Here is a 22,726-nt window from a genome sequence, read left to right on the forward strand (position 1 = left end):
GACAGGAAGTCCAGGTGCGGCAGCTCGCAGCGGGCGTGCACCGATGGTGGTACACCCGAACAGGCCGAGGCCGCCGCGGGCACACTCTTTAGCGGGACATTCGCCGGTATTCTCCGATGACTGTTGAAATCACGAAGCGCCGCGCATTATTTTCGACTCGCCCGAAAAAACCACGCGTAAATGATCACCCCATTGTGCGATGCAGCACGCGCGGCACTTTGACGATGACAGATCGTCTCCGTACGCGAGGGGTAGGAATCAACAAGGGGTAGAAAATGAGGAAATGTCAGATACTCGGCACGACCTTGGTCGCCGCGGCGCTCACCGCACTGTCCGCCGGTGCCGCGGTGGCGGCGGACAAGCACGCGGAGGCAGTCGCCGGCGCGGCCGCGCAGGTCCACGCCGCGACCGCGCCGGGTGAAGACCCGGGCGACATCGGTATCCCGGGAGTCAACAAGCCGGGAGACCCCGGCGAGGGCGAGGGCAAGGACCCGACGAAGGGTAAGGACCCCGGCAAGGGCAAGGACCCGACGAAAGGTAAGGACCCCGGCAAGGGCAAAGACCCTGGCAAGGGCAAGGGCAAAGAGCCCGGCAAGGGCAAGAATCCCTCCGGCGGTGGCAACAACGGTGGCAACGGTGGCACGAGCAGCAGCTCGCCCTCCAGCTCGGCGCCGACGACCACCACGACCGCGCCCCCGGCGCCGGTGCCGGTGGGACCTCCGGCCACCGGGGATGGTTCGTCACTGAGCGCGTGATGCCTTCTGATCACCGGCAAGTGCGGCCGGGCGTGGGGTCTTCACCCGCGCGCCCGGCCACACGCCGTCGGATCCTCGCCCTTGCCTTGTGCCTGATGCCGGCCCTCGGCGCATGCGCCGTGGAGTCGGAGGGCAGCACCGTCGCGCCCGCGGCCAGCTCGCCGGCCACCACCACGACCACCGACGCGAGCCTGCCACGCTCGAACCCCACCCATGTCCGGATCCCGAAGATCGGCGTCGAGTCGACTCTGGTGCCGCTCGGCCTCAACAAGGACGGCACGCTCCAGGTCCCACCGCTCAACCAGGCCATGCAGGCCGGGTGGTACCGCCTCGGCCCCACCCCCGGCGAAGTCGGCCCCGCCGTCATCGCCGGTCACGTCGACGGCGACGGCCACAAGGGGGTGTTCTACGACCTGAAGAGTCTGGCCCCCGGCGACGACATCGACATCGACCGGGAAGACGGCACCACCGCGCACTTCCGGGTGGACCACGTCAGCGAAGTCCCGAAAAACGCGTTCCCGACCGAGGCGGTCTACGGGGACACCGACACCCCGGAGCTTCGCCTCATCACCTGCGGTGGCGCCTTCGACCGCAGCGCCCGCAGCTACGTGGACAACATCATCGTCTTCGCCGACCTGACCTGATCGCCCTGCCAGGCCGTCCCGACACTTACGGTGACGATGTCCGCTCTTCACCAAGCTCGAGCTGCTACTCCGCCCTCCCGCGCTGCTACCCTCGGTCAAGGAACGGCCTTATACCGCAACGTCGATCATGCCCTGACATGGCCCCCGCTGTGAGCGGCCCACGGGATGGGCTAATCTGTTTCCCAGCAAGTCCGAGTGGCGGAATGGCAGACGCGCTAGCTTGAGGTGCTAGTGCCCGTAAAGGGCGTGGGGGTTCAAGTCCCCCCTCGGACACTTACCATAACCCCAACCATCCGGATCGATCGTCGTTTCGATCCGGACGATACGTGTGCCCGGGTGGTAGGTCGCGTGAAGCCGTAACTGTCGGTAGACCTGGGCCTTGTCGTCCCGGTCGGCCCGTGCCAGCGTGTGGCGGATGTCGCCGAGTCGCCGGACCAGGGATTCGATGTCTTGTTTGTCCATCCGGGGGCGGTCGACACGACCTGTGGAGCGCGCCAGCGCTTCGGCGCGGCGGGCCTGGGTCTCGGTGATCCACCGGGTGACCAGATGCGGGTCGGCCCCCGCCTCCAGCGCGGCCCGGTGGCGCGCCAGCGCCTGATCACACTCCTTGACCGCCCGCGCCGCGACCACCGCTGCGGGGTCGATGTCGGTGTCGGGTTGCGCCTGGTAGAGCGCCTCCACGGTCTCGGCCACCCTATGCGGCGCGAAGCAGGTGCTCAACCAGTCGTCGAGGGGCCCGAGCAGGTCACGTTCGGCCAGATACACGTTACGGGGATGCTCGATCTTGTTCGCCAGGCCGTACTCGTTGGGGAACCGGCACCGGTACAACAGCAGGTCACGGCTCTGCTGGCCCTGCATCCGGCGATTACACAACCCGCAGTGCACCAACCCTCGCAGAACATAACAGTGCCGGGTCCGGTGACGCTCCCTCGTGGTCCGGCCCGCACCCTTGGCCGCCATCACCTGCTGCGCACGCTCGAAAGTCCCGGTATCGATCAGGGGATCATGCACGACCTCGTCCGAGACGATCCACTTGTCACGGGCGTTCCACTGCATCCTCGTCTCGTGGCCGAGCGCGACGTCATCGACGTCGATGAGGACCTCTTCTTTGCGTTGCTTGTTCCACACCTGCCGCCCCGTATACCGAGGATTCGACAAGATCACCCGGATCGCACCCTTGGACCACGCCACCCCAGACCGATGCCGATTCCGCCCAGGATCCGACGCCGACGGTGACGCAACACCGTCGCGGGTCAGGCCCTCGGCGATCGCGAAGATCCCCCGGCCGGCCAGATACTCGGCGAAGATCCTTCGCACCATCGGGGCTGTGTCCGGGTCCGGCTCCAACCGGTGCAGCCGTTTGCCGTCCGCGGCCTTCGCGGGGTTCGGGTGCGGCCCGGCGTCAGCCAATCGATACCCATAGGGCGGCCGCCCACCCAGGAAGCGTCCCTCGACCCGGGCCTGCGCCGTCATCGCCGACCGCACCCGGATCTTGATACGGCTGCGCTCCCCCTTGCTCATCCCCCCAAAGACCGACATCACCAAGTCATGAGCCTCGGAGTCAGGATCGACCGCTCCCCCGACCTCCGGCACCCACAAACCCACCCCATAATGCACAAAAACCGGAAACGTCAAACCATACTGATTGCCATAGAACGCCCGCTGCGGTTCTCCGACCACCACCGCATCAAACCCACGACCCGGATCACGCATCGCCGCCAGCAACCGCGCCGCCTGCGGACGCCGCTTCCACGGAATCGACCGCGACTGACCCACATCGAAAAACTCCGCCACGATCTCACCATGCCGGTCCACCAACGCCCGCGCCCGAGCCCGCTGCCAGTTACGTGACGCCTCCGGATCCTGCTGATCCTCCGTCGACACACGCCCGTAGAAAGCGAACCGAATCGTCATGCCGCCCTCTGCTCCCCCGTACCCCCAGCGGTATCCTGAACCTCAACATGCTTGGAGCAGCAAGGAGTGCTGTTGCAGAGCAGACGCAACAAGGTACGAGCGGCCACCGGTGACATCGACGGCGAATCAGACGGAAACCGTACCTCTACCCGCTCTCCAGTTCTCTGCCGACCGCCCCACCGCGATCCCTTCACCGTCCCGATCCTGACCGACTCATAATCACAAGATTCACCCATAGCAAACCCTCACAAAGTTCGAGACAAAACAGCACCACGGCCGTCGTCGACCAAATTTAGCTCTACAATGCCAACCCAGCTACAGTGAACCAAAAAGAACATCCAGAACTTGACGTGTGCACGGCCACCGGACAATCGTGGTTTGCGCCGGGGTTACTTATCGGCACACCTCACTGGCTACGGCGATGGCCTTTGCCCAGTCGCGATCGGATCGTGCGCCCCGCGACAGTGGGCTATGCCGCTCGCTCCTCGGTGGCCGAGGTCCCCGAGCGGCACGCCCACGGGGAGCAGCCATCCGGATCCTCGTCCTCAGTGGCGCTGGTGGCGACAAGCTTGAGGTGCCGCTTCACCGGAACGGACGGGTCGAGGTCGGCCTTGTCGAGGGGCTGGCAGGAGCGGTGCAGGAAGTACTGCCCGCGCAACTGCTGGCCTTGCCCGGTGGCGTGCGGGTAGCCGTGGCGGATGGCGTGGTCGAAGGCGACCGCGTCTGCCCAGCCGTCGGGGTCGTTGTCGCGGATCCAGCGCCATCCCGCGTTGCCGTGGAACGGGCAACCCAGACAGGATGACTTGACCGTGTTCCCGAACCCACGCTCGGCGAGAAACTCCACGCAGCGGGCGCGGTCCCAGCCCAGGTCGATCAGCGGGAACACGTTGCGGAGGTAGCGGACGTCCGAGTCTTTCGCGCGGGCGAATTCGTCGGTGCTGATCCCGATCGCCTGCTCGGCGTACACGCCGCGCGGGACCCGTCGTGGGTGCGGGTAGCCGAGCAGTTCCCGCACCGCTTTCTTCAAAGGTGCGATCTTGTACTCCCCCGTGCACTGCCTACGGGCCAAGCCTCGGCTGCCGTCCGGGTTGAGCACGTGCAGCGGCATCGACACGAACCGGTGAGCCGGGTCGAGCGCGTCGTCGCGGATGTTGCCCGCCGAGACTCTCCGCACCGGGATGCCCGACTTCGCGGCATGCTCCCGCAGGCGGGCGAGGTTCGTGTAGACCGCCTTTGGCTCCCAGCCGGTGTCGGCGAACAGGGCGCAGTCGAAGCGTGGAATCACGGCCTCGCAGGCCAGCAGCAGTACCGTGCTGCTCTGCACGCCGGCGCCGAGCGATAGGCACCGCAACGCCGGTTCGGTCCCACAAGTTGAGGCTGCCGTGGTCATGCCGCGTCCGCCAGCCTGTACCCAAAAGACGTGTCTGCGGTGGGGCCGACGAGCGCGGCGGGGTCGGCCAACAGCAGCGCGACGGTGTAGGCGTCTTGTTGCGGGCCGAGACCAACCCGGTGACGCACGAAGCGCCGGTCGACTTCCGCGCCCTGCCGTCCCACTGATCCCACCGGGCAGACGAGAATACGGGCATGTATTGCCTGGAAGCGGTCATCGCCAGCCAACTGGTGCTCCGTGAACTGGCCAGTTCCAACCAGCAGGCACGCATTGTCGCCCTCGGCCAGCATGTGTCGCTGCTGCCCATGACCGACGCGCTCCATGACGCGGTTAGGGTCGCCGGCGCCCCCGAACTCGACGGCTTCTGGAAAGCTCCCGCCGGATTCGGCAACCACCTTGTGGCGTGCTCGGCGTACGGTCCCGTGGCCTACGTCGAGGCGGAGTTCTTCGGCGGGGTAGGGACACAGTCCGCGCAAGTGTGGGACCGAGGCAAAGTGGTCCTTGGTCCCCTGCACATGGCCGAGGACAAACCGGATCCAGTCGCCGGCAGCCCAATCTCCCAGGCGCTTCGGAAACTCGGCGTCGCCCGGGGCGACCACTTCGACGAGTTCGATGCGGTCGGACTCGGCCGTCACCGGCGAACGAACGACTGGCTTCCACCCGTAACCTGACCAGCACCCAAAGCCTCGACCCCTGACTTGGTGCAGAGAAAGCACCTTCGGCATCCGGGCGGTCAGGATCTGGGCGACGTGCGGGTCGGAGTCTGCGCACGAGACGACGCAGCCGCCGCCGCGCGCGGCGAGGGTTCCGAGATCCAGCCCGCCGTACCCGGTGCACACCGATCCCGGCAGTGGCCCTGGATTTGCTGAACCGACCAGTGTCCGCTCGATCGATGGTTGAGACTCGGAGCCAGCGACGCGGAGCTGTCGTTCCGTCTCGCGTCGATTGTGGAGTAGCGCGGTACTCATGCGGCTCGGTTCTCGGACGCGCCCAGGCCATCGACGCTTGGGTTCTCGGCGTGTCGTCGCGGTCCGGTGAAGAATCGTCGGGATTCTTGAGGTTTCTTCACTCCAGCTGAACTCAAGGACGTCAGCGGCGTGCGGAACACCAGGACGTCCTCGTGCGAGATCAGGTGCAGGGGAAGCCCCGCCTCGCGTTGTTTGCGGATGAAGTCGCGTTGGAAGAACGAGCCTTTCGGGACGAGGTCGCTGTCGCCGGCGCGGGCGAGGAGGGCGACGCAGCGTTCGACGGGGATCAGTCCGGCGTGGATGCCGCACGCGAGGATCTGGGAGGGCAGGTCGATGAGTTCGGCGTGCTCGCGCCACGGGCGGATGGTGATGGCAAAGTATCCGCCGGGCCGGAGGAAGGGGACGCATCCGGCGAGGATGCGGGTGAAGCCGGCGAGGAGTCGGTGGTGGCCGATGTTGGCGAGGTTGCCGCGGTCGAGAGTGTTGCCGTAGCGGTGGTGGTACTTCTGCACGCCTTCGCCTGGGGCGACGGCGACCCGTCCGTGGGTGGAGGGCCCGTAGGGTGGCGAGGTCACGACCAGCGCGACCTGCCCGACGTACTCGGGTAGGAGGAGTGTGGCGAGTTGGCGGGCGTCGCCGTGGAAGACCCGCACCGCATTCTCGATGCCGTGTTCTCGGGCGAGAGCAAGGTTGGCGCGGGACACCTCGACCCAGTGCGGTTCGTACTCAATCCCGACCGCCCGCCGTCCCAGGTGGACGGCTTCGACGAGGGTGGTGCCGATGCCGCACATCGGGTCCAGCACCAGATCACCGGGCTCGGTGTAATGCGCGATCGCATGGGCCGCGACGGCTGGCAGCATCTTGGCCGGGTGCGCGGTCGACTCGGCCACGTAGCGGCCTTTGCGTTGAGTCGCCGGTGAGGTTTGCGCGGTGGTCCACACCGAGACCGCCGGCGGCGGATTCCCGCTGATCGTGTGGGGTTCGGTTGTGGGGTCGATGCTGTCGATAAGCGCCTGCGAGATCGGCAGCGTGGCGTCGTCAACAGGCGGGGCGCCGGGTGCGGCGGGCGCGAGGTGGTTGCGACGTCGTTCGGCCACGGATGTGCCCTTCTGGCGGCGGGATGTGGTGGAGGCGGAGCGCGCAAGGTGGCTCATCGAACGGCTCCGGCGGCACAGGTACGGCCGCTCGGGCCCAGCTGTGCGCTGACGAAGACCAGGACGTCGCTGTGGACCCGTCGGTGTGGTGCGGGCAGCCTGCGCACCGCTGCGCGGTGCTCGGCCAGAGCGTGCTCTGCGGCGGCGGTGGGTCCTTCGGTGTCGGTGACGAGGTGGCCGTTGGCGACGGGTACGTGGAGGGCGACGATGTGCTGGAGGTAGAGCAGGTCGGCATTCTGCCCGGCAGCGACAATGGTCCCGGAGGGGTCGATCAACTCTCCCCGTGTCCAGTCGCAACGGGTGAGTAGGGCAAGGACGCCGCCGCTGCGAAGGCGCCGCGCGGCATACAGCGCGACGAGGTCGCTGACGGCGTCGCTGCGTTGTTCGGGGCGCAAGCTGGTGATGGCCAAATCGAAGTCGGTGGCAGAGTCGAGGATCTCGCCGCCGCTGGAGCGAGACGGTTGTTCCGATGCAGCTGGCGAACGGTGAGGGTCGCCGACGAGTTCGGTCCAGGACGGGTGCGTGGTGGGTCCGGCGGTGGTCGGGTCGGCGGGAATTCGGATCACGTGGCCGGTTCGGTCGAGATCCTCGATCGCGGCGAGCGCGGCAGTTACTTCGTCCTCCGACTCGGTTCCTGTTGCGTGGTCGATCGCCTCGGCGGCATGGGCCTGGGTGGGCGTCGGCGTGTCGCGGGTGACCGGGTCGACGGTCGGCCACGGCAGCAGGAGGACTCGGGCGCCGGGTGCGCTGAACGAGGTGACGATCTTGGTGATGATGGGCGTCGGCCAGGTCGCGTCGAGGTCGATCGGTGCTGGGCCGGCGGTCCAGACCGTGGCTGGAGTCGGGGTGGACGACGGACCGTGTGATCGCGCCCGGCCGGTCCGGGTGGTGGGCTTGGCGGGGCTGATTCGGGTGGTAGTAGGCGCCGTTGGGTAGGGCCGGCGCTCGACGCTGCGGCGGGTGCCTGAGCGCGGGGTGGCAGGTCGGGTGGAGTCGCTGCGCCGCGCGGGGCGGCGGGGTGCGCGACGGTCGGGGTGGGTCACGGGAACCTCCGGAGTCACGAGGTGCGCGTCCGCGTCGGTGCGCGGCGCTGATGACACCCCTGAACTCCGAAATACAGACCCGTTCGGGACAGCCGGCCGCGCAATTTTTCACGGGGCTCACCACCACTGGTCTTAAAGCTGAGACCGCCATAGAGGCGTGCCTCATAGCTGTTCTGAGTCTTCCGCCTAGAACTTTATTCTCGCGTGTTGTCAGGTCTCCTCCGCCATCCGTTGCGGGGGTACGTCGGTGTGGTGACCGCTCTTACCGAGGTGGTACCGCGATCAGGAAACAGCAGCTCAACGGCTATTACCGCGTCCACCAGCGCGATCTCGGAACCGTGCGCGGAAACCGGATTTGTCGATCTTGATTGCGAGCGAAGATGATCAGCCGCGATCGTCGGTGCGCGCTGGGTGAGAGTTTGGTGCGGGTCCGGTAAGCGTCTGGTCAGAGTTCGGTACCACCTCGTATGGCGTCCTTGTCGAGTCGTTTCCGTTCGACTCGACAAGGAGCTATTCATGGCGACGAACAATTGTTTTCCGCGTTCGGGTTTCGAGCGTGGTGGGATGCCGTTGGATGCTGTGCGGGCGGCGTTCGAGTGGCTGGTGACCGGGCCGGAACCGGTGTCGGTGGATGGCCGGTTGTTTCCCGGACTGCCCGGGCGGCGGGTGCCGCTGAACGAGGTGCGCGACCGGTTGCTGCACCGCCGGTGCCCGCAGGCGTTGCGGGACGCGGTGTGGCGGCATCTGGTGCTGCTGTCCCGCACCGAGGGCGCGACGTGGACGGTCGGGTGCGCGGGTGTCGCGCTGCCCGCGCTAACGACGATCGCCGCGACACTGTCCGCCCGGTTCGCCGGTGATCCCAGCGACCTCCACGCCGCCGTCTTGGCCGGGTTTGTCGCCGAACTCGCCACCATCGATCTGCGCAAACCGCGGGTCATGCTGCGCCTGCGGTGGGCCGCCTACCGCGCCGGGCACGCGGGACTGCGGGAGTCACTCGACGCGCCCGTTCCCTCGGGCAACGCCTTCTGTTCCGTGGCCCCGCCCCCGCCGTGGGGACATCCCGACTTCGTTCTCGCGCGCGCGGTCGCCGAGGGCGCGATCACCGGCGAGGAAGCCGAGTTGATCGCGTCCACGCGGTTGGAAGGGGTGCCGCTCGCGACGGCCGCGCAGCGGCGCGACCTCTCCTACGAGGCGGTCAAGAAGGTTCGCCAGCGCGCAGAGCATCGCCTCGTCGCCTACCTCGCCGACGACACCGCAACCGAGCCGAACACCGGTCATTCCGAACCCGACGTGGCGCGCCGGGCCACCGACATCGCCGTCATCACCGGAGCCGGGAACGCCACCGAGGAAGCCCGCAACAGGACGCAGCCGACGACCGCAGCGGGTACCAAGAGAGTCCGGCGCCGCGTGTCCCGAAAAGGCCGCCACAGCGGAGTTCAGGGGTGCGGGAGGAAACCAGCCACCTCACCGCATGACACCTCACCCGACCGGCCCGCCGCGTTGTCTCAGCGGCCGTCGGGCCTGACTTCGGAGAGCCCGCGATGCGCCTGACCCGCCTTACCGTCCCTCTCTCGTCCGGCTCCGGCCGGACCGGCCACGAGCCCGCCATGCCGCCTTCGCTGGCCGCTGCCCTTGCCCGTCGCCGTCGTCCGGTGACGGTCCGCCCGACTGTTGCCGCTGCCGGTCTTCCTCCACAGTCGTATGGGTCCGCTCGCCGCGCGCTGCGGTGGCGGGTAGCTGTGATCGCGGAACTGGCTGTTCTCGTCGTGCTGGTGTCTGCCGTTGTGGCGGCGCCTGACGCCTACGCGGAGACCACGCGGGTGCTGGCGTTGGTGGGCTCGGTGGATGAGGTGCTGACCAACATCCGCAACTGGATCATGGGCATTCTCGCCAGCCTGGCCACGGTCTTCCTGTCCATTGGCGGGGTCCGCTACGTCATGGGCGGCGGCGACCCGGGCGAGATCGAGAAAGCCAAAACCGCGTTCAAGGCCGCCGGCATCGGCTACGGCCTCGCGGCGCTCGCGCCCGTGATCGTCACCGTGCTCAAAAGCATCGTCGGTGCCTAACCGATGCCGCCAACCAGACCCACCCCGACACCGGCCAGCGCGCGACGGCGCGTGTGTCCGGAGGTGCTCGCAGCCCCGTCGATGCGAACAACTTTCCGCACCAGCGGCCCTGTCCAGTCGCGGCTGCGCATGACGCGAGGCCGGGCGCTGGCCGTGCTGGCGGTCAGCCTGATCGCGCTACTGGGTGGCACGGTGGCGCTCGCCGCGACAGCCGCTCCGGCCACCGGCCAGCAAGCCCCCGCACCGCCCTTACCGCTGCCCACTGGCGGAACCTGCACACCGGATTCGTCCGAACCAGCCTGCCACCTCCCCACCGCCACGGACACCGCACCAGCGACAGGAATGCCGCTACCAATTCCGACTGCGGCGCCCTCGGTGACGTGTTTCCCCGGCTCGCTCCAGGCCGAGTGCCAGCAGCCCTCTGCTTCCCCGTGCACCGGGGCGGGCTGCATCCCACCGCTGACGGCTCCCCCTCCGACATCCGCTGGACCCGGTGCGGGACAAGCCGGTAGCGGCGAGAGCGGAGACGCTGACTGCGGGATCGCCCATGTCGGCGGCTGTATCAGCAACGCCATCAACGCGTTCTTCCGCGGCATCGTGCAGGACGCGCTCAACCCGCTGCTGGACCTGTTGTCCCAGACGCTGTTGACCACACCAGCCCCCGACAGCCTGCCCGGGATCGGCGAACTGTGGGACACCTCGTGGCAGATCCTGCTGGTCTGCTACACGACGTTGATCCTCATCGCCGGGATCTTGGTGATGAGCTATGAGACCCTGCAAACTCGCCACACGGTCAAGGAAATCGCGCCCCGGATCGTCGTCGGGTTCCTCGCGGGAGCGCTGTCCCTGTGGGTGGCAACCCAGGCCATCCAGATCGCCAACGCACTCGCCCAGGCCATCCTGGGCGGCGGGCTCGACGCCGGGGCCGCCGGGCCGACGCTGCGCGACCTGGTGCTTGGCTCGCTCATCGGCGGAGTCTGGATCAGCCTCATCGGCCTGTTCCTGGCCGGGATGCTGCTCGTCCTGCTCGTTACCTACATCGTGCGCGTCGCGCTGACGATCATCCTGATCGCCGGAGCGCCGATCGCGCTGATGTGCCACGCCCTGCCGCAGACCGAGGGCATCGCCCGCTGGTGGTGGAAAGCCTTCGGGGGCTGCCTGGCCATCCAGGTGGCGCAGTCGCTGACGCTGATCACTGCGATGAAGGTGTTCCTCGCCCCTGGCGGGTTCACCGTCTTCGGTCCCACGCGCAGCGGTCTGGTCAACCTTCTCGTCGCGCTCGCGTTGATCTACATCCTGTTCAAGATCCCGTTCTGGGTGCTGGGTTCCCTGCGCGGTGGCGGACGGCGCTCACTGCTCGGGTCGATGGTGCGGGGCTTCATCGCCTACAAGACCTTCGGTCTCCTCCGCGGCGGCGGAACGCCCCGTCCCTCTCCAGCAAACGGTGGGAACGGGCCACAGGGCGGCGGACGTGGCGGCGTGACCGGCTATGCGCGCACCACGCCTGACGGCCAATATGTGTTGCCGTTGCCGGGTTTACGGCGTACCCGCCCAGTGCCCAGGCCCCGTCCTGCTCCGGATCCGAGAACGCGTGCGGCTCACGGATGTCAACTGGCTCTGCCGCTCGGCGATGACTGGCCTGAGAACAAACCGGTTCTCGGACGAGATGGCCAGTACCGGCTGCCGCTGCGCGCGGACCGCGTCACTCGGAAACCTGCCGCATCCATCCACCCGGAGCCCGCCGTCGGTACGCGGCGGGGGCGACAGCGGGCGGGGCAGCTGGAACTGCCATTCGACCCCTACAAGGGCAACCGATCGACGCGTTCCGGGCAGTACCCGTTGCCACTGGACGGCCTGCGCCGGACGCCACGCCCTCCGGTTATTCCGCCGCCGACGCCTGCACGCACGCGCACTGGACAGTTGGAGTTGCCGTTCGATCCGTATCGGGGCAACCGGCCGCTGCGCTCGGGCCAGTACCCGCTACCCCTGGACGGGCTGCACCGTGTCCCGCGCGCCAAACCCACACCTGCCCCCGCGCCGCCACACCCAGCGAGACCGCCCGCTGGTCGGCAGTTGCGGCTACCTCTCGACGTGCCCACGCCACCACGACGCCCGGCTCCACAACAGACGAAGGGTGAGTAAGGATCATGAGTTACCACGAAAACGAAGCGGGCGGCCCGTCTACGGTTCGCATTCCGTCCGATGTGGACATTCAAGATCGCGTCCTCGGTCCGCTGACCGCCCGCCAGCTGGCGATCCTCGCCGTCACCGGCCTGCTGCTCTACACCTTTTGGACCGTGACACGCAGCGTTATTCCGTTTCCCGTATTCCTTGTTCTCGCCCTCCCCGTCGCATCGACCGCGGCAATCCTGGCGCTCGGACAGCTGGACGGGCTTTCCCTGGACCGGCTCCTGCTGGCCGCAATCCGGCAACGCCTCAGCCCCCGCCACCGCGTCGCCGCCCCCGAAGGTATCCAGCCAATCCCCGACTGGCTCGCCCCGCACGCCCTCACCATCGACGCGAAGGACGGCGCGCGGTCCGGACGTGAGCCGATGTCGCCGGCGGTGTTGCGGCTTCCGGCGGAGGCGGTCACCGACACCGGCGTGGTCGATCTCGGCAGGGAGGGTCTGGCCGTGGTCGCCGTCTGCTCCACCGTGAACTTCGCCTTACGCACTCCGGGCGAGCAGGACGCATTGGTCGCCGGGTTCCGCCGCTACCTGCACAGCCTGACCGCCCCCGTGCAAGTCCTCGTACGCACCGAACGTCTGGACCTGTCCGGACAGATCACCGACCTGCGAGCCCGCGCGGGCGGGTTACCGCACCCCGCGTTGGAACGTGCGGCGCTCGAGCACGCCGACTACCTCGCGCAGTTGGGCGAACAGTCCGATCTGCTGCGCCGCCAAGTCCTGCTGGTCCTCCGCGAGCCCATCACCGCCACATCCCCTGACGGCTCCGGCCCAGCCGCGGTGGGGACATCGTTGCTGCGCGGCGGAAGGCAACGGTCCCACGAGATCAGCGCGGGTGCGCGGCGCGCAGCGGAAGCCCGGTTGGTCCGCCGCCTCGGTGAAGCGGTCGAACTGCTAGCGCCAGCCGGGATCGTGGTCACTCCGCTGCATGCCGGGCAGGCCACCGCCGTCCTCGCTTCCGCCTGCAACCCCGACACCTTGCTCTCGCCATCCGCGGACCTGGCCGGCGCCGGCGACATCATCACCAGTCCCGCCGCACGCCAGCCCGACTTCGACGTCAACGACTGGCCAGGCGGCGTAGACGACAAACCCCACTGTGGGCACGGGGTGGTTGCCGATGTCGACGAGTGGGACGACGAGAACTCCCCACATGACGAGGACGAGACGAGGTGGCAGTGATGCCGCGGGCCCGGCACGCTGTGCCACTAGCAGCCTCGTCGGCGCGGGCTGCCGCGTTCACACCCGACGCGTTGGCGGTGGGCGCACGGCACCTCGAAGTCGGCAGCGAATGGGTCGCCTCCTTCGCGGTGACCGGCTACCCGCGCGAGGTCCACCCCGGATGGCTCACACCACTGCTGACCTACCCCGGGCGGCTGGACGTCGCGGTGCATGTCGAGCCGATCGACCCTGCCACCGCCGCGGCCCGGCTGAAGAAACAGCTGGCCAAGCTGGAAAGCGGCAGGCGCCACACCGCCGAGCACGGCCGTCTCTATGATCCGCAGGTCGAGGCCGCCACCGAGGACGCCTACGACCTCTCCTCACGCGTCGCCCGGGGCGAGGGCAAGCTGTTCCGCGTCGGCCTGTACCTCACCATCCACGCCCCCACCGAAGACACCCTCGCCGACGAGGTGGCCGCGCTGCGCGCCTTATGCGCCAGCCTGTTGCTCGACGCCCAACACACCACCTACCGCTCTCTGCAGGGATGGGTGTCGACGCTGCCGATGGGCCTGGACCTCATCAGGATGCGCCGCACCTTCGACACCTCCGCGCTCGCCGCCGCGTTCCCCTTCACCTCACCCGACCTCCCCGCCCCTGACCCCACCAGCGCAGCAGCCCCCTCCGGGGTCCTCTACGGCTTCAACCTCGGCTCGCAGGGGCTGGTGCACTGGGATCGGTTCGGCGAGGGCATGCACAACCACAACGCCGTCATCCTCGGCCGCTCCGGAGCCGGCAAGTCCTACCTCGTCAAACTCGAATTACTCCGGTCGCTGTACCGAGGTATCGAGGTCGCGGTCGTCGACCCCGAGGACGAATACGCCCGCCTGGCCACTGCGGTCGGCGGCACCTACGTCCACCTCGGCGCCCCCGGCGTGCGACTCAACCCCTTCGACCTGCCCATCCACACACGCCCCGACGGACGGCGCACCGCGCCGAAAGACGCCCTCGTCCGGCGATCGCTGTTCCTGCACACCGTCATCACCGTCCTCACCGGCACCCTGGACGCCGGACAGCGAGCCGCACTGGACCGGGCCATCGCCACCACCTACCAGAAAAGCGGAATCACCATCGACCCCCGCACCTGGACCCGCCCCGCACCCACCCTCCGCAACCTCCGCGACCAACTCGCCACCGGCGACCACGCTGCAACTGAGCTCGCCGCACGGTTACATCCCTTCGTCGGCGGCGCCTGGAACGGCCTGTTCGACGGACCCACCAGCACCAATCCCGAAGGCCACTTGGTGGTGTTCAGTCTGCGGGATCTGCCCGAAGAACTCAAAGCCATCGGCACCCTGCTCACCCTGGACACCGTGTGGCGCCGCGTGTCCAACCCCGCCCTCCGCCGACCCCGCCTCGTGGTGGTCGACGAGGCCTGGCTGCTCATGCGCGAACACTCCGGCGCGCAATTCCTGTTCCGCATGGCCAAAGCCGCCCGCAAACACTGGGCCGGGCTCACCGTCGCCACCCAGGACTCCGCGGACGTGCTGGGCGGCGATCTCGGCAAGGCCGTCGTGGCGAACGCCGCGACCCAGATCCTGCTCCGTCAAGCCCCGCAGGCCATCGACGACATCGCCCGGACCTTCGATCTTTCGGCCGGGGAACGGCAATTCCTGCTCTCCGCCGACCGGGGCCAGGGTCTCCTGTCGGCGGGAACTCAGCGCGTGGCGTTCCAGGCCGTTTCCTCACCCAGCGAGCATTTCTACGCCACGAGTAACCCGGCCGAACTCGCCGAGTATGGCGAAGCAGAGGCGACACCATCCTATATGGACCTTGACTTCGACGATACCTCATTACGGGAGGCCGAGTTCGGCCACGCCGAGAGCGACGACCAGATCGACCTCGATACCTGACATATTTCCCGACCTACCCGGAAGGACTGGCGAATGCGTTCCTGGATCACTGCTGTCCTCACGCGCACCGCGTTGGCGGATGGGTGGCTGGACGACTACCTGCGCGACCCCGGCGGCGCACTCTCCCACTTCCTGAGCCATCTACAGGGCTGGGCCCTCTCGTGGGGCCCGATCACCGCGCCCGCACTTGCCCTCGTCGTCACTGGGCTCGTGGTCTCGCGACGCTGGTGGACACGTCACTGCCATGCCCAACTGGTCGCCGACGCCCGCCAGATCACCGTGCTCGCCCCGCCCACCGTCGACCCCGCCGGTGGTATGGCACTGTGGTCCAACCTCGTCGGACTCCTGCGTCCAACCTGGCGCCGCCGACTGACCGGCCAGCCACACGTGGCATGCGAGTACATCTTCTCCGAAGCCGGGGTCGCCATCCGATTCTGGGTACCCGGCGTGATCCCACCAGGATTGGTCGAGCGCGCCATCGAAGCCGCCTGGCCCGGCGCACACACCCGCGTCACAACACCCGACCCACCACTCCCACCACCACGCGCGGGCAAGCGCCCCGTGGCCGTCGGCGGCGAACTCCGGCTCGCCCGCAGCGAAGCCTTACCCATCCGCACCGCGTTCGACACCGACCCGCTCCGGGCCCTCATCGGCGCACCCATCGGCCTGGGCCACAACGAATTCGCCTGCGTCCAAATCCTCACCCGCCCCGTCACCGGCCATCGTGTCGCCAAAGCTCGCCGCTCCGCACGGCGAGTACACACCGGCTCCACGCGCCCTCTCGGCCGCCTGCTCGACCTCCTCACCCCCAGCCATCGCACAAAACCAAAAACCAAGGGCGGGGCGATGGACCCACAAACGGCGCTGGAATACGGCGCCCAGAACCGCGCGATCGTCGCCAAACAACGCGGCAGCCAGTACGAAACCGTGATCCGCTACGCCGTCACCACCCTCCTCCCCGCCGCCACCAGTGACGCCGAGATCCGGACAGCACGCGACGTCGCCCGCGGCCGGGCCCACGCGCTGGCCGCCAGCTTCGCCTCCTTCACCGAACACAACCACTACACCCGCCACCGCCTCCACCACCCCGCCCGTGTCGTGACCGAACGACGCCTGGGCCGAGGCGACCTGCTCTCCGTGCCCGAACTCGCCGCGATCGCCCACCTGCCCACCGACAACGCAATCCCCGGCGTCCAACGCGCCGGAGCCAAAGCCCTCGCCCCACCACCCGGCATCACCACCCCCAGCCCCCAGGCCAAACCGATCGGCGTCACCGACACCGGACACCCCCGCCCCGTCGCCCTACGCGTACCCGACGCACGGCACCACCTGCACGTCCTCGGCGCCACCGGCTCCGGAAAATCCACCCTGCTGGGCACCATGCTCCTAGCCGACGCCGAAGCCGGACGCGGCATCGTGCTCATCGACCCCAAAGGCGACCTCGTCACCGACATCCTCTCCCGCCTACCCGCCTCGGCCGGCGACCGCGTCGTGCTCTTCGACGCCACCAGCCGGACTCGCCCACCCTGCCTCAACCCCCTCGACGGCGAAGAAACCGACCTCACCGTCGACAACCTCGTCTCCGTCTTCCGGCGCGTCTACTCCGCGTTCTGGGGACCCCGCACCGACGACGTCATGCGCGCCAGCTGCCTCACCCTCCGCACACAACAAGCCGTCGCCACCCTCGCCGACCTACCCAAACTGCTCGCCGACCCCGCCTTCCGCTCCCGCACCACGGCCGGAATCACCGACCCCGTACTGCGCGGCTTCTGGACCTGGTACGAAGAACTCACCGACTCCCAACGCTCCCAAGTCATCGCCCCACTGATGAACAAACTCCGCGCATTCCTCCTCCGCCCCTTCGTGCGCGACGCCATCGCCGCCGGACATTCCACAGTGGACATGAACGCGGTACTGGACGGCGGCATCTGCCTGGTCCGCATCCCCAAAGGCAGCCTCGGCGAGGAAACCACCCGACTGATCGGGTCACTGGTGGTCGCCCGCACCTGGCAAGCCACCACCGGCCGCGCCCGCACACCACAACACCAGCGCCACGACGCATCCCTGGTCATCGACGAATGCCACAACTTCCTCAACCTGCCCTACGCCATCGAAGACATGCTCGCCGAAGCCCGCGGCTTCCGCCTCGCCATCACCCTGGCCCACCAACACCTCGGCCAACTCCCCCGCGAACTCCGCGAAGGCATCTCCACCAACGCCCGCAACAAAATCTTCTTCAACGCCTCCCCCGAAGACGCCCGCGAACTCGCCCACCACACCACACCCCGCCTCACCGACCACGACCTCGCCCACCTCGGCGCCTACCACGCCGCCATCCGCCTCGTCCTCCACGGCGAACAAACCCCACCCTTCACCCTGCACACCCAGCCACTCCCACCACCCACCCCCGGACGCGCCCGCGACATCCGCACGGCCGCCCGCCACGCCCTACGCACCCGCCTGTCCGGTCCAAGGACATCGGCACCCGCACTGCACACCGCACCCGGGCCGGACGCCGCCAACGTCCACAACGGATCTGCCGCGCCGCCACGCAATGCCGACCCACGGCGACGCGGCTGACCCCCCGCCCGCAGGTAAACCGGCAAAGCACAGTTCCTACTCGACCCGAGAGAAAAGACAAAACACGTCCACCCCCAGCCCATCGTTCCCACACCTGGCTTGACATTTCGCCGAAACAGAGCGTTGATAGAAACGTTCCGTCACCAGAAAAACATTTCTGAGTCGAATAACAAAAGCCATCCATAGGAGGGAATCCGCTATGAGTGAAAACACGCCCGCCCAGCCCGCCGACGTCTCCACAACACACGAGTTCACCGGCTGCACGTCCATGATGGGCGAACTGTATGCCGCTACCGCCCATGAATCCTTGGAGGTCATCGCCACTCGCCTACACCACGAACTGATCGACGCCCGACGCATCGGGCAGATCCCCGCCAGCCTCGGATTCGACATCACCGCCCACACCGGACAGATCACCACCGCACGCGGCGTCGCCGTCGGCATGCTCACCATCAACCTCTACAACGGCCCGATCATCACCCCGCACGACGACACATCCCTCGACGCCTCAATCCAGCACGTCCTGGCCCTGGCCAGCCAGTTCAACGCCGTCGACCTCACCCACCCCGACACCGCCCGCTTCATCGTCGCGATCGTCGCCTACCAGCACCCCGACGAACCCATCCACGACCACCCCCAACGCGTGCTGATCGGCACCATGTACGGCGACACCGCCGACTACCTCCGCAACCTTGACGACCCCACCGAGCCGTCGCCCGTCCCGTTCCCGTCGGGAACAGACACCGTCTGGGCAAGCTGAAACCCGGGAGCGGCAAGGGTGTCGGGCGGCAGGTAAGAGTCGCAGCGGTGTCGATGACCGCCCGCCGATCACGACATTCTCACGGCAGGTCATGGTCGGTGATTTCGGCGTAACAGCGGCTGAATCAGCCCCAACTGTCCTGCCGTGAGCTGTCGTCTCGTCGTTGCCGTCGCGGTGGTGGTCGTGGTCGCGGCCACCGTGCTGTGGGCCTGGCGGCCGTGGGCCGGACCACAATCCAGCGCCGCGAGCCCCTCGCCCACGAGCCACGCGGCACCACCGCTGACCCCGGACGCCGCCTGGTCGCTGGCCGCGGACCTGGCCAGTGCCGACGAGACCCGCGTCCAGTCCGCCGTGGCCGTCAACCCGGCCCAGCCCGTCGACAGCAACGCCGTCGCGGCGTAGTCCGCCGCCCAACCGGCCTTCGACGCCGCGACATTCCAAGCGACCAGCGACACCAGCGCCACGATCAACTGCCCGGGGCTCAACGTCCTGAGCCGCCGGACAGCAATGGCCAGGCGCCCATGGCGAGGACCGCGTCAGCGGTCTCGGCGACGTCCCGACCGCTACTGTCCACCCGCACACCGATCTTGGCGCGTTCCAACGCCTCACTGTCGGTGACCGCCCGGTTCACGGCCTGCCGCAACCGCTCAGCAGACAGGCCCAGCAGGGGGTCACCAGGCTGGGACCAACTACCCCGCTCACCACGCGGCAGGATGCGGCGAACCAGATCCGCCCGATCCGCATGCAGGCGGCACACCGTCAGCGTTGCGGCTGGCAGCGCCCTCACGTACGGCACTTCCGCCTCGTGCGCGCTGATCTCACCGACGATCACCAACCCCTCGGCGCCCGCATCCCGGTACGCCCGCCACACCGCGGCCACGTTCGCCGCCCGAAGATGATGGTCCACCCCATCGGAAGCGCCGAACCCGATCTGACGCAAGTCCAGATAACCCACCGCGCGGCCCGCATCCAACGTGCGCCGGAAAATCGTGTAACCCACCATCGACGTGCCGACCCCAGGCACGCCGCTCACCCACAAAACCGGACCATCCGCCGGGGCTAACACCGGCACGGGCGATACCGCGCCGGTCACGGTGTACCAGCCGTCGACAGCCGCCATCACGGCCGACACAACCTCGGGCACAGCCTGACCGGTGGTATCCACGCACACATCCGCGACCGTGCTCGCATCCATCTCATCGGCGTCGGCCACCACCCCCGCAACAGATTCCTCCGGCCCCGAACGCGTCCGAAACCGCCGCACCAACTCGTCACGATCGGCCCGTAGCCGACACAACGTCACCACCGCACCCGGCACCGCGACCCGGTGAACCGGGTCCACAACCCCTGACACCACCACGCACGTCGCGCCACGAGCCGCGACATTCGCCACCACAGACGCGAGATTGCGCACCTTCAGCCGATGCCGCCCCCGATCGGAATCCCGCTCCGGGTAGCACATGCCGAGTTGGTCGATGTCGACGTACGCGGCCGCGACCCGGCCCTGACGCAGCCGTGCCCGAATCCGCCAAGCGACCGAGGTCTTGCCGACACCGGGCGGGCCACACAGCCACAGAACAGGGATCACCAGCGCAGTTTCACCACAATTCGGCCCCGCTGTCGAATCGATAACCACACCAACGAATCAGCCCTGCAATTCCGCCCACTGGCGCGTCAGGAGAGCCATGATTTCGAACCCCACACCCCAGAGGGGCCTTCGAGGCCACAAGACCACCCGTCCGACCCCGCGTGCGGCCAACACCGCCGAACACCAGGCCATGCTCGCCTGGCGGCTGACCCCGCGCGACAAATGGATCATCCGGATGCTGCACGAACACCGCGTCCTCACCATCCACCAGCTCACCGACCTGACCTTCCCCTCCGCCCGCGCCGCCCGGATGCGACTCCGGGAGCTTTACGCGTGGCGGGTGGTGGACCGCTTCCAGCCCTTCGTCTCGGTCGGCACCGCGCCCATGCACTACGTCCTCGCTCCTGCCGGAGCCACCGTCCTGGCCGCCGAAGACGGCCTCGACGTCAAAGACCTCCGCTATCGGCACGACCGCGCCTACGGCATAGCCCACTCCCTGCGGCTGGCTCACATCGTCGGCGTCAACGAATGGTTCACCGCCCTCGTCGCCGCATCACGCACGAGCTCTGGAGAAGAGGCCCTGACGGCGTGGTGGTCGGAGACCCGTTGCGCCCGCCACTTCGGTGACCTGGTCAAACCCGACGGTTACGGCCGTTGGACAAACCACGGGACGGAGATCGAGTTCTTCCTCGAATACGACTTCGGAACCGAACCACTCACCAAGCTCGCCGGAAAACTCACCGGCTACGCCGCGCTCGCCGCCTCCAGCGGCATCACCACGCCCGTACTCGTGTGGCTCACGACCGCACGCCGCGAGGCCGCCGCCCGACGCCTGCTGCACCGCGCCTGGCAAACCCTCGACAACCCACGATCGGTGCCCCTCGCGACCGCCACCGCAGACCTGCTCAGCCCCGACGCCACGCCGAGTCCCGCCGAGGAGGTCTGGCTGCCCCTCGACACCGTCGGCGGAGCCAACGCACGCTGGACATTGCACCGACTGACCGCCGCCTGGCCGCATGTACCGCCAGCCAACACCCCCGACAAGCCCGGTAGCGATCTCGAACCTATGTCGGACTCGCCGCTGGTAATCGCTCCGGCCCCGCGACCGATGCCTCCGGCTAGTTCACAGGCACCGAGCAACCCCTGCCGGTGAGCCGCTGATGCTCGCGAAGGTCGGTATCGCGACGTTCGTAGCCATCGTGTTCTTTCCCGTAGTGATCGCCGCCGGAATCTCCGGCGCGGTCTCAGCGGTGTTCGGTGGCCGCACCAGCAGCAACGACTGTGCGCTCGCCAGCGATCACGCCGAGGTAGCTGGCTACGGGCCGGATCAACTTGCCAACGCGACCACCATCGTCGCGGTCGGCAAACAGATGAACATCCCCGAGCGGGGGTGGGTGGTGGCCATCACCGCCGCGATACAGGAATCCGGGCTCCGCAATCTCAGCTACGGCGACCGCGACAGCCTCGGCCTCTTCCAACAACGCCCCTCGCAAGGCTGGGGAAGCCCGACGCAGATCATGAATCCCGCCTACGCTGCCACCCAGTTCTACCAGCATCTGCTCGCCGTACCCGGCTGGCAGCAGATGAGCGTCGCCAGCGCCGCGCAGGCTGTCCAACGCTCCGCCTTCCCCAACGCCTACGCCACGCACGAACAGGCCGCGCGCCTTATTGTCGCCATTGTAGATTCCGGGAATTCCCGAGCAATTCCGGAAGATCCTGAGCAACCCGTGAGCACGTGTCCACAGGGCTCGCGCTCATAAGAGACCCCGACCGGCCCCAGCCACACCGACGCCGGCAGAAATCGTGCTTGCTTCGCGGTTTAAGCAGATGTTGGCCGGTAGGCGCTCACCGGCGGACACGACCGGCAGGAGACGCTGACCGACAACGCCGGTCCCCATACCGCGGTTTTCCCCGCGACCTCCTGTTCAGCGTTCCCCGATCTGTTCGTCGACGCGGGTGAGCGTCCGGCGTTCCCGGTCGTGCTTGTATTGACTCGGTTCGTCAAACGACGGCGTGTCGGCTCCGGGACGCGCCGTCGTACACTACCTTAACTGGCACCACTAATCGCAAAATCTGTTTCTGGACGAGAATATGAATGAAGATCGACAAGGATTGACGCTTGATCTTGACGTCAGGGGCGGGACTGACGCACTCGCACGCGCGATAGCTCCACTGATCGCTGACGCGATTGTGCGTCAGCTCCAAGAGTGTCCTTCCATCCTGCCCGATCAACCGCGCGTACTGCTGACGGTGGAGCAAGCTGCCCAGCGATTGGCGATCAGCCGGACAGTTGCCTACTCGCTAGTCAAGACTGGCGACCTTGAGTCAGTCAAAATCGGCAACATCAGGCGTGTCCCAGCTTCCGGAGTGGACGATTTCGTGCAACGACTCCGAAAGGAATCGCATGAACAGCCAGCGTGAGTTGCTAACCGTAGCTGAGGTGTGTGCCGAACTGAAGGTCGGGCGCAGCACCTTTTATCAGTGGCGGGCGAAACGACGAGGACCCAAGTGTATCAAGTTGCCGAACGCCGAGCTTCGTATCAGGCGTTCCGACCTTGAGGATTGGCTCGACCACCATGAGGTACAGGGGGCTTAGCCGCAGTTTGCCAA

At 67.6% G+C, this 22,726-nt stretch carries 20 protein-coding genes and 1 tRNA gene; 15 read left to right on the forward strand and 6 right to left on the reverse strand.

Annotated features, from left to right (window positions below):
* The first annotated feature begins 275 nt into the window (after nt 1-275).
* The 3 genes from ACFSXZ_RS03260 (at nt 276) to ACFSXZ_RS03270 (ending at nt 1,672) form a co-directional block, all read left to right on the forward strand.
* Entirely contained in the window at nt 276-755 is a 480-nt protein-coding gene (locus ACFSXZ_RS03260; protein ID WP_378261057.1) for a hypothetical protein, read from the forward strand.
* A 95-nt stretch (nt 756-850) separates the two neighbouring features.
* The gene (locus ACFSXZ_RS03265) at nt 851-1,399 is read left to right on the forward strand and encodes a class F sortase (RefSeq protein ID WP_378261059.1); all 549 of its coding nucleotides are present in this window, start codon (nt 851-853) and stop codon (nt 1,397-1,399) included.
* Between the two features lie 189 nt (nt 1,400-1,588).
* Nucleotides 1,589-1,672 (forward strand) — tRNA-Leu (locus ACFSXZ_RS03270).
* Here ACFSXZ_RS03270 and ACFSXZ_RS03275 read toward each other — a convergent pair.
* From ACFSXZ_RS03275 to ACFSXZ_RS03295, 5 genes are all read right to left on the reverse strand, one after another.
* Nucleotides 1,628-3,313 carry a recombinase family protein gene (locus ACFSXZ_RS03275; protein WP_378262732.1) on the reverse strand — a complete coding sequence of 562 codons (1,686 nt, stop codon included), beginning with the start codon at nt 3,311-3,313 and terminating at the stop codon, nt 1,628-1,630. The two genes, ACFSXZ_RS03270 and ACFSXZ_RS03275, sit on opposite strands and share 45 nt — an antisense overlap.
* A 469-nt stretch (nt 3,314-3,782) precedes the next feature.
* On the reverse strand, nt 3,783-4,703 hold the full coding sequence (locus tag ACFSXZ_RS03280; RefSeq protein WP_378261061.1) for a hypothetical protein: 921 nt from the start codon (nt 4,701-4,703) through the stop codon (nt 3,783-3,785).
* On the reverse strand, nt 4,700-5,338 hold the full coding sequence (locus ACFSXZ_RS03285) for a hypothetical protein (RefSeq protein WP_378261063.1): 639 nt from the start codon (nt 5,336-5,338) through the stop codon (nt 4,700-4,702). Before ACFSXZ_RS03285 ends, ACFSXZ_RS03280 begins: the two co-directional genes overlap by 4 nt.
* Nucleotides 5,339-5,667: 329 nt before the next feature.
* The gene (locus ACFSXZ_RS03290; protein ID WP_378261065.1) at nt 5,668-6,825 is read right to left on the reverse strand and encodes a TRM11 family SAM-dependent methyltransferase; all 1,158 of its coding nucleotides are present in this window, start codon (nt 6,823-6,825) and stop codon (nt 5,668-5,670) included.
* Nucleotides 6,822-7,925 (reverse strand): hypothetical protein, encoded by a 1,104-nt coding sequence (locus ACFSXZ_RS03295; RefSeq protein ID WP_378261067.1) that lies wholly within the window; start codon nt 7,923-7,925, stop codon nt 6,822-6,824. The genes ACFSXZ_RS03290 and ACFSXZ_RS03295 overlap by 4 nt, the downstream gene beginning before the upstream one ends.
* Before the next feature lie 459 nt (nt 7,926-8,384).
* Here ACFSXZ_RS03295 and ACFSXZ_RS03300 point away from each other — a divergent pair, with 459 nt between their 5' ends.
* The 8 genes from ACFSXZ_RS03300 to ACFSXZ_RS03335 all read left to right on the forward strand — a co-directional run bounded on the left by ACFSXZ_RS03300 (nt 8,385) and on the right by ACFSXZ_RS03335 (nt 18,930).
* Nucleotides 8,385-9,419, forward strand: coding sequence for a hypothetical protein (locus tag ACFSXZ_RS03300; RefSeq protein ID WP_378261069.1), 1,035 nt, complete (start codon nt 8,385-8,387; stop codon nt 9,417-9,419).
* A gap of 188 nt (nt 9,420-9,607) precedes the next feature.
* Complete coding sequence (locus ACFSXZ_RS03305) at nt 9,608-9,934, forward strand: pilin (RefSeq protein ID WP_378261071.1); 327 nt, start codon at nt 9,608-9,610, stop codon at nt 9,932-9,934.
* Between the two features lie 81 nt (nt 9,935-10,015).
* Complete coding sequence (locus ACFSXZ_RS03310; RefSeq protein WP_378261073.1) at nt 10,016-12,076, forward strand: hypothetical protein; 2,061 nt, start codon at nt 10,016-10,018, stop codon at nt 12,074-12,076.
* Nucleotides 12,077-12,081: 5 nt separating this feature from the next.
* Entirely contained in the window at nt 12,082-13,299 is a 1,218-nt protein-coding gene (locus ACFSXZ_RS03315) for a PrgI family protein (protein WP_378261075.1), read from the forward strand.
* Entirely contained in the window at nt 13,299-15,188 is a 1,890-nt protein-coding gene (locus ACFSXZ_RS03320; protein WP_378262734.1) for a VirB4 family type IV secretion system protein, read from the forward strand. The genes ACFSXZ_RS03315 and ACFSXZ_RS03320 overlap by 1 nt, the downstream gene beginning before the upstream one ends.
* Nucleotides 15,189-15,221: 33 nt before the next feature.
* On the forward strand, nt 15,222-17,768 hold the full coding sequence (locus ACFSXZ_RS03325) for a type IV secretory system conjugative DNA transfer family protein (RefSeq protein WP_378261076.1): 2,547 nt from the start codon (nt 15,222-15,224) through the stop codon (nt 17,766-17,768).
* A 199-nt stretch (nt 17,769-17,967) separates the two neighbouring features.
* A complete protein-coding gene (locus ACFSXZ_RS03330; protein WP_378261078.1) occupies nt 17,968-18,528 on the forward strand; it encodes a hypothetical protein in 561 nt (186 codons plus the stop codon).
* 144 nt (nt 18,529-18,672) lie between these two features.
* Nucleotides 18,673-18,930, forward strand: a complete 258-nt coding sequence (locus ACFSXZ_RS03335; RefSeq protein WP_378261080.1) for a hypothetical protein — start codon at nt 18,673-18,675, stop codon at nt 18,928-18,930.
* Between the two features lie 79 nt (nt 18,931-19,009).
* Here ACFSXZ_RS03335 and ACFSXZ_RS03340 read toward each other — a convergent pair whose 3' ends face one another.
* Nucleotides 19,010-20,164, reverse strand: coding sequence for an AAA family ATPase (locus ACFSXZ_RS03340; RefSeq protein WP_378261082.1), 1,155 nt, complete (start codon nt 20,162-20,164; stop codon nt 19,010-19,012).
* Between the two features lie 49 nt (nt 20,165-20,213).
* Here ACFSXZ_RS03340 and ACFSXZ_RS03345 point away from each other — a divergent pair, with 49 nt between their 5' ends.
* The 4 genes from ACFSXZ_RS03345 to ACFSXZ_RS03360 all read left to right on the forward strand — a co-directional run bounded on the left by ACFSXZ_RS03345 (nt 20,214) and on the right by ACFSXZ_RS03360 (nt 22,712).
* On the forward strand, nt 20,214-21,269 hold the full coding sequence (locus tag ACFSXZ_RS03345; protein WP_378261084.1) for a replication-relaxation family protein: 1,056 nt from the start codon (nt 20,214-20,216) through the stop codon (nt 21,267-21,269).
* A gap of 7 nt (nt 21,270-21,276) precedes the next feature.
* Nucleotides 21,277-21,876 carry a hypothetical protein gene (locus tag ACFSXZ_RS03350; protein ID WP_378261086.1) on the forward strand — a complete coding sequence of 200 codons (600 nt, stop codon included), beginning with the start codon at nt 21,277-21,279 and terminating at the stop codon, nt 21,874-21,876.
* A 331-nt stretch (nt 21,877-22,207) separates the two neighbouring features.
* Nucleotides 22,208-22,537: a helix-turn-helix domain-containing protein gene (locus ACFSXZ_RS03355; RefSeq protein ID WP_378261088.1), complete on the forward strand. Its 330-nt coding sequence runs from the start codon at nt 22,208-22,210 to the stop codon at nt 22,535-22,537.
* A complete protein-coding gene (locus ACFSXZ_RS03360) occupies nt 22,521-22,712 on the forward strand; it encodes a helix-turn-helix transcriptional regulator (RefSeq protein WP_378261090.1) in 192 nt (63 codons plus the stop codon). The genes ACFSXZ_RS03355 and ACFSXZ_RS03360 overlap by 17 nt, the downstream gene beginning before the upstream one ends.
* Nucleotides 22,713-22,726 lie beyond the last annotated feature (14 nt).

Source organism: Amycolatopsis pigmentata (assembly GCF_042684065.1).
GTDB classification, from domain to species: domain Bacteria; phylum Actinomycetota; class Actinomycetes; order Mycobacteriales; family Pseudonocardiaceae; genus Amycolatopsis_E; species Amycolatopsis_E pigmentata.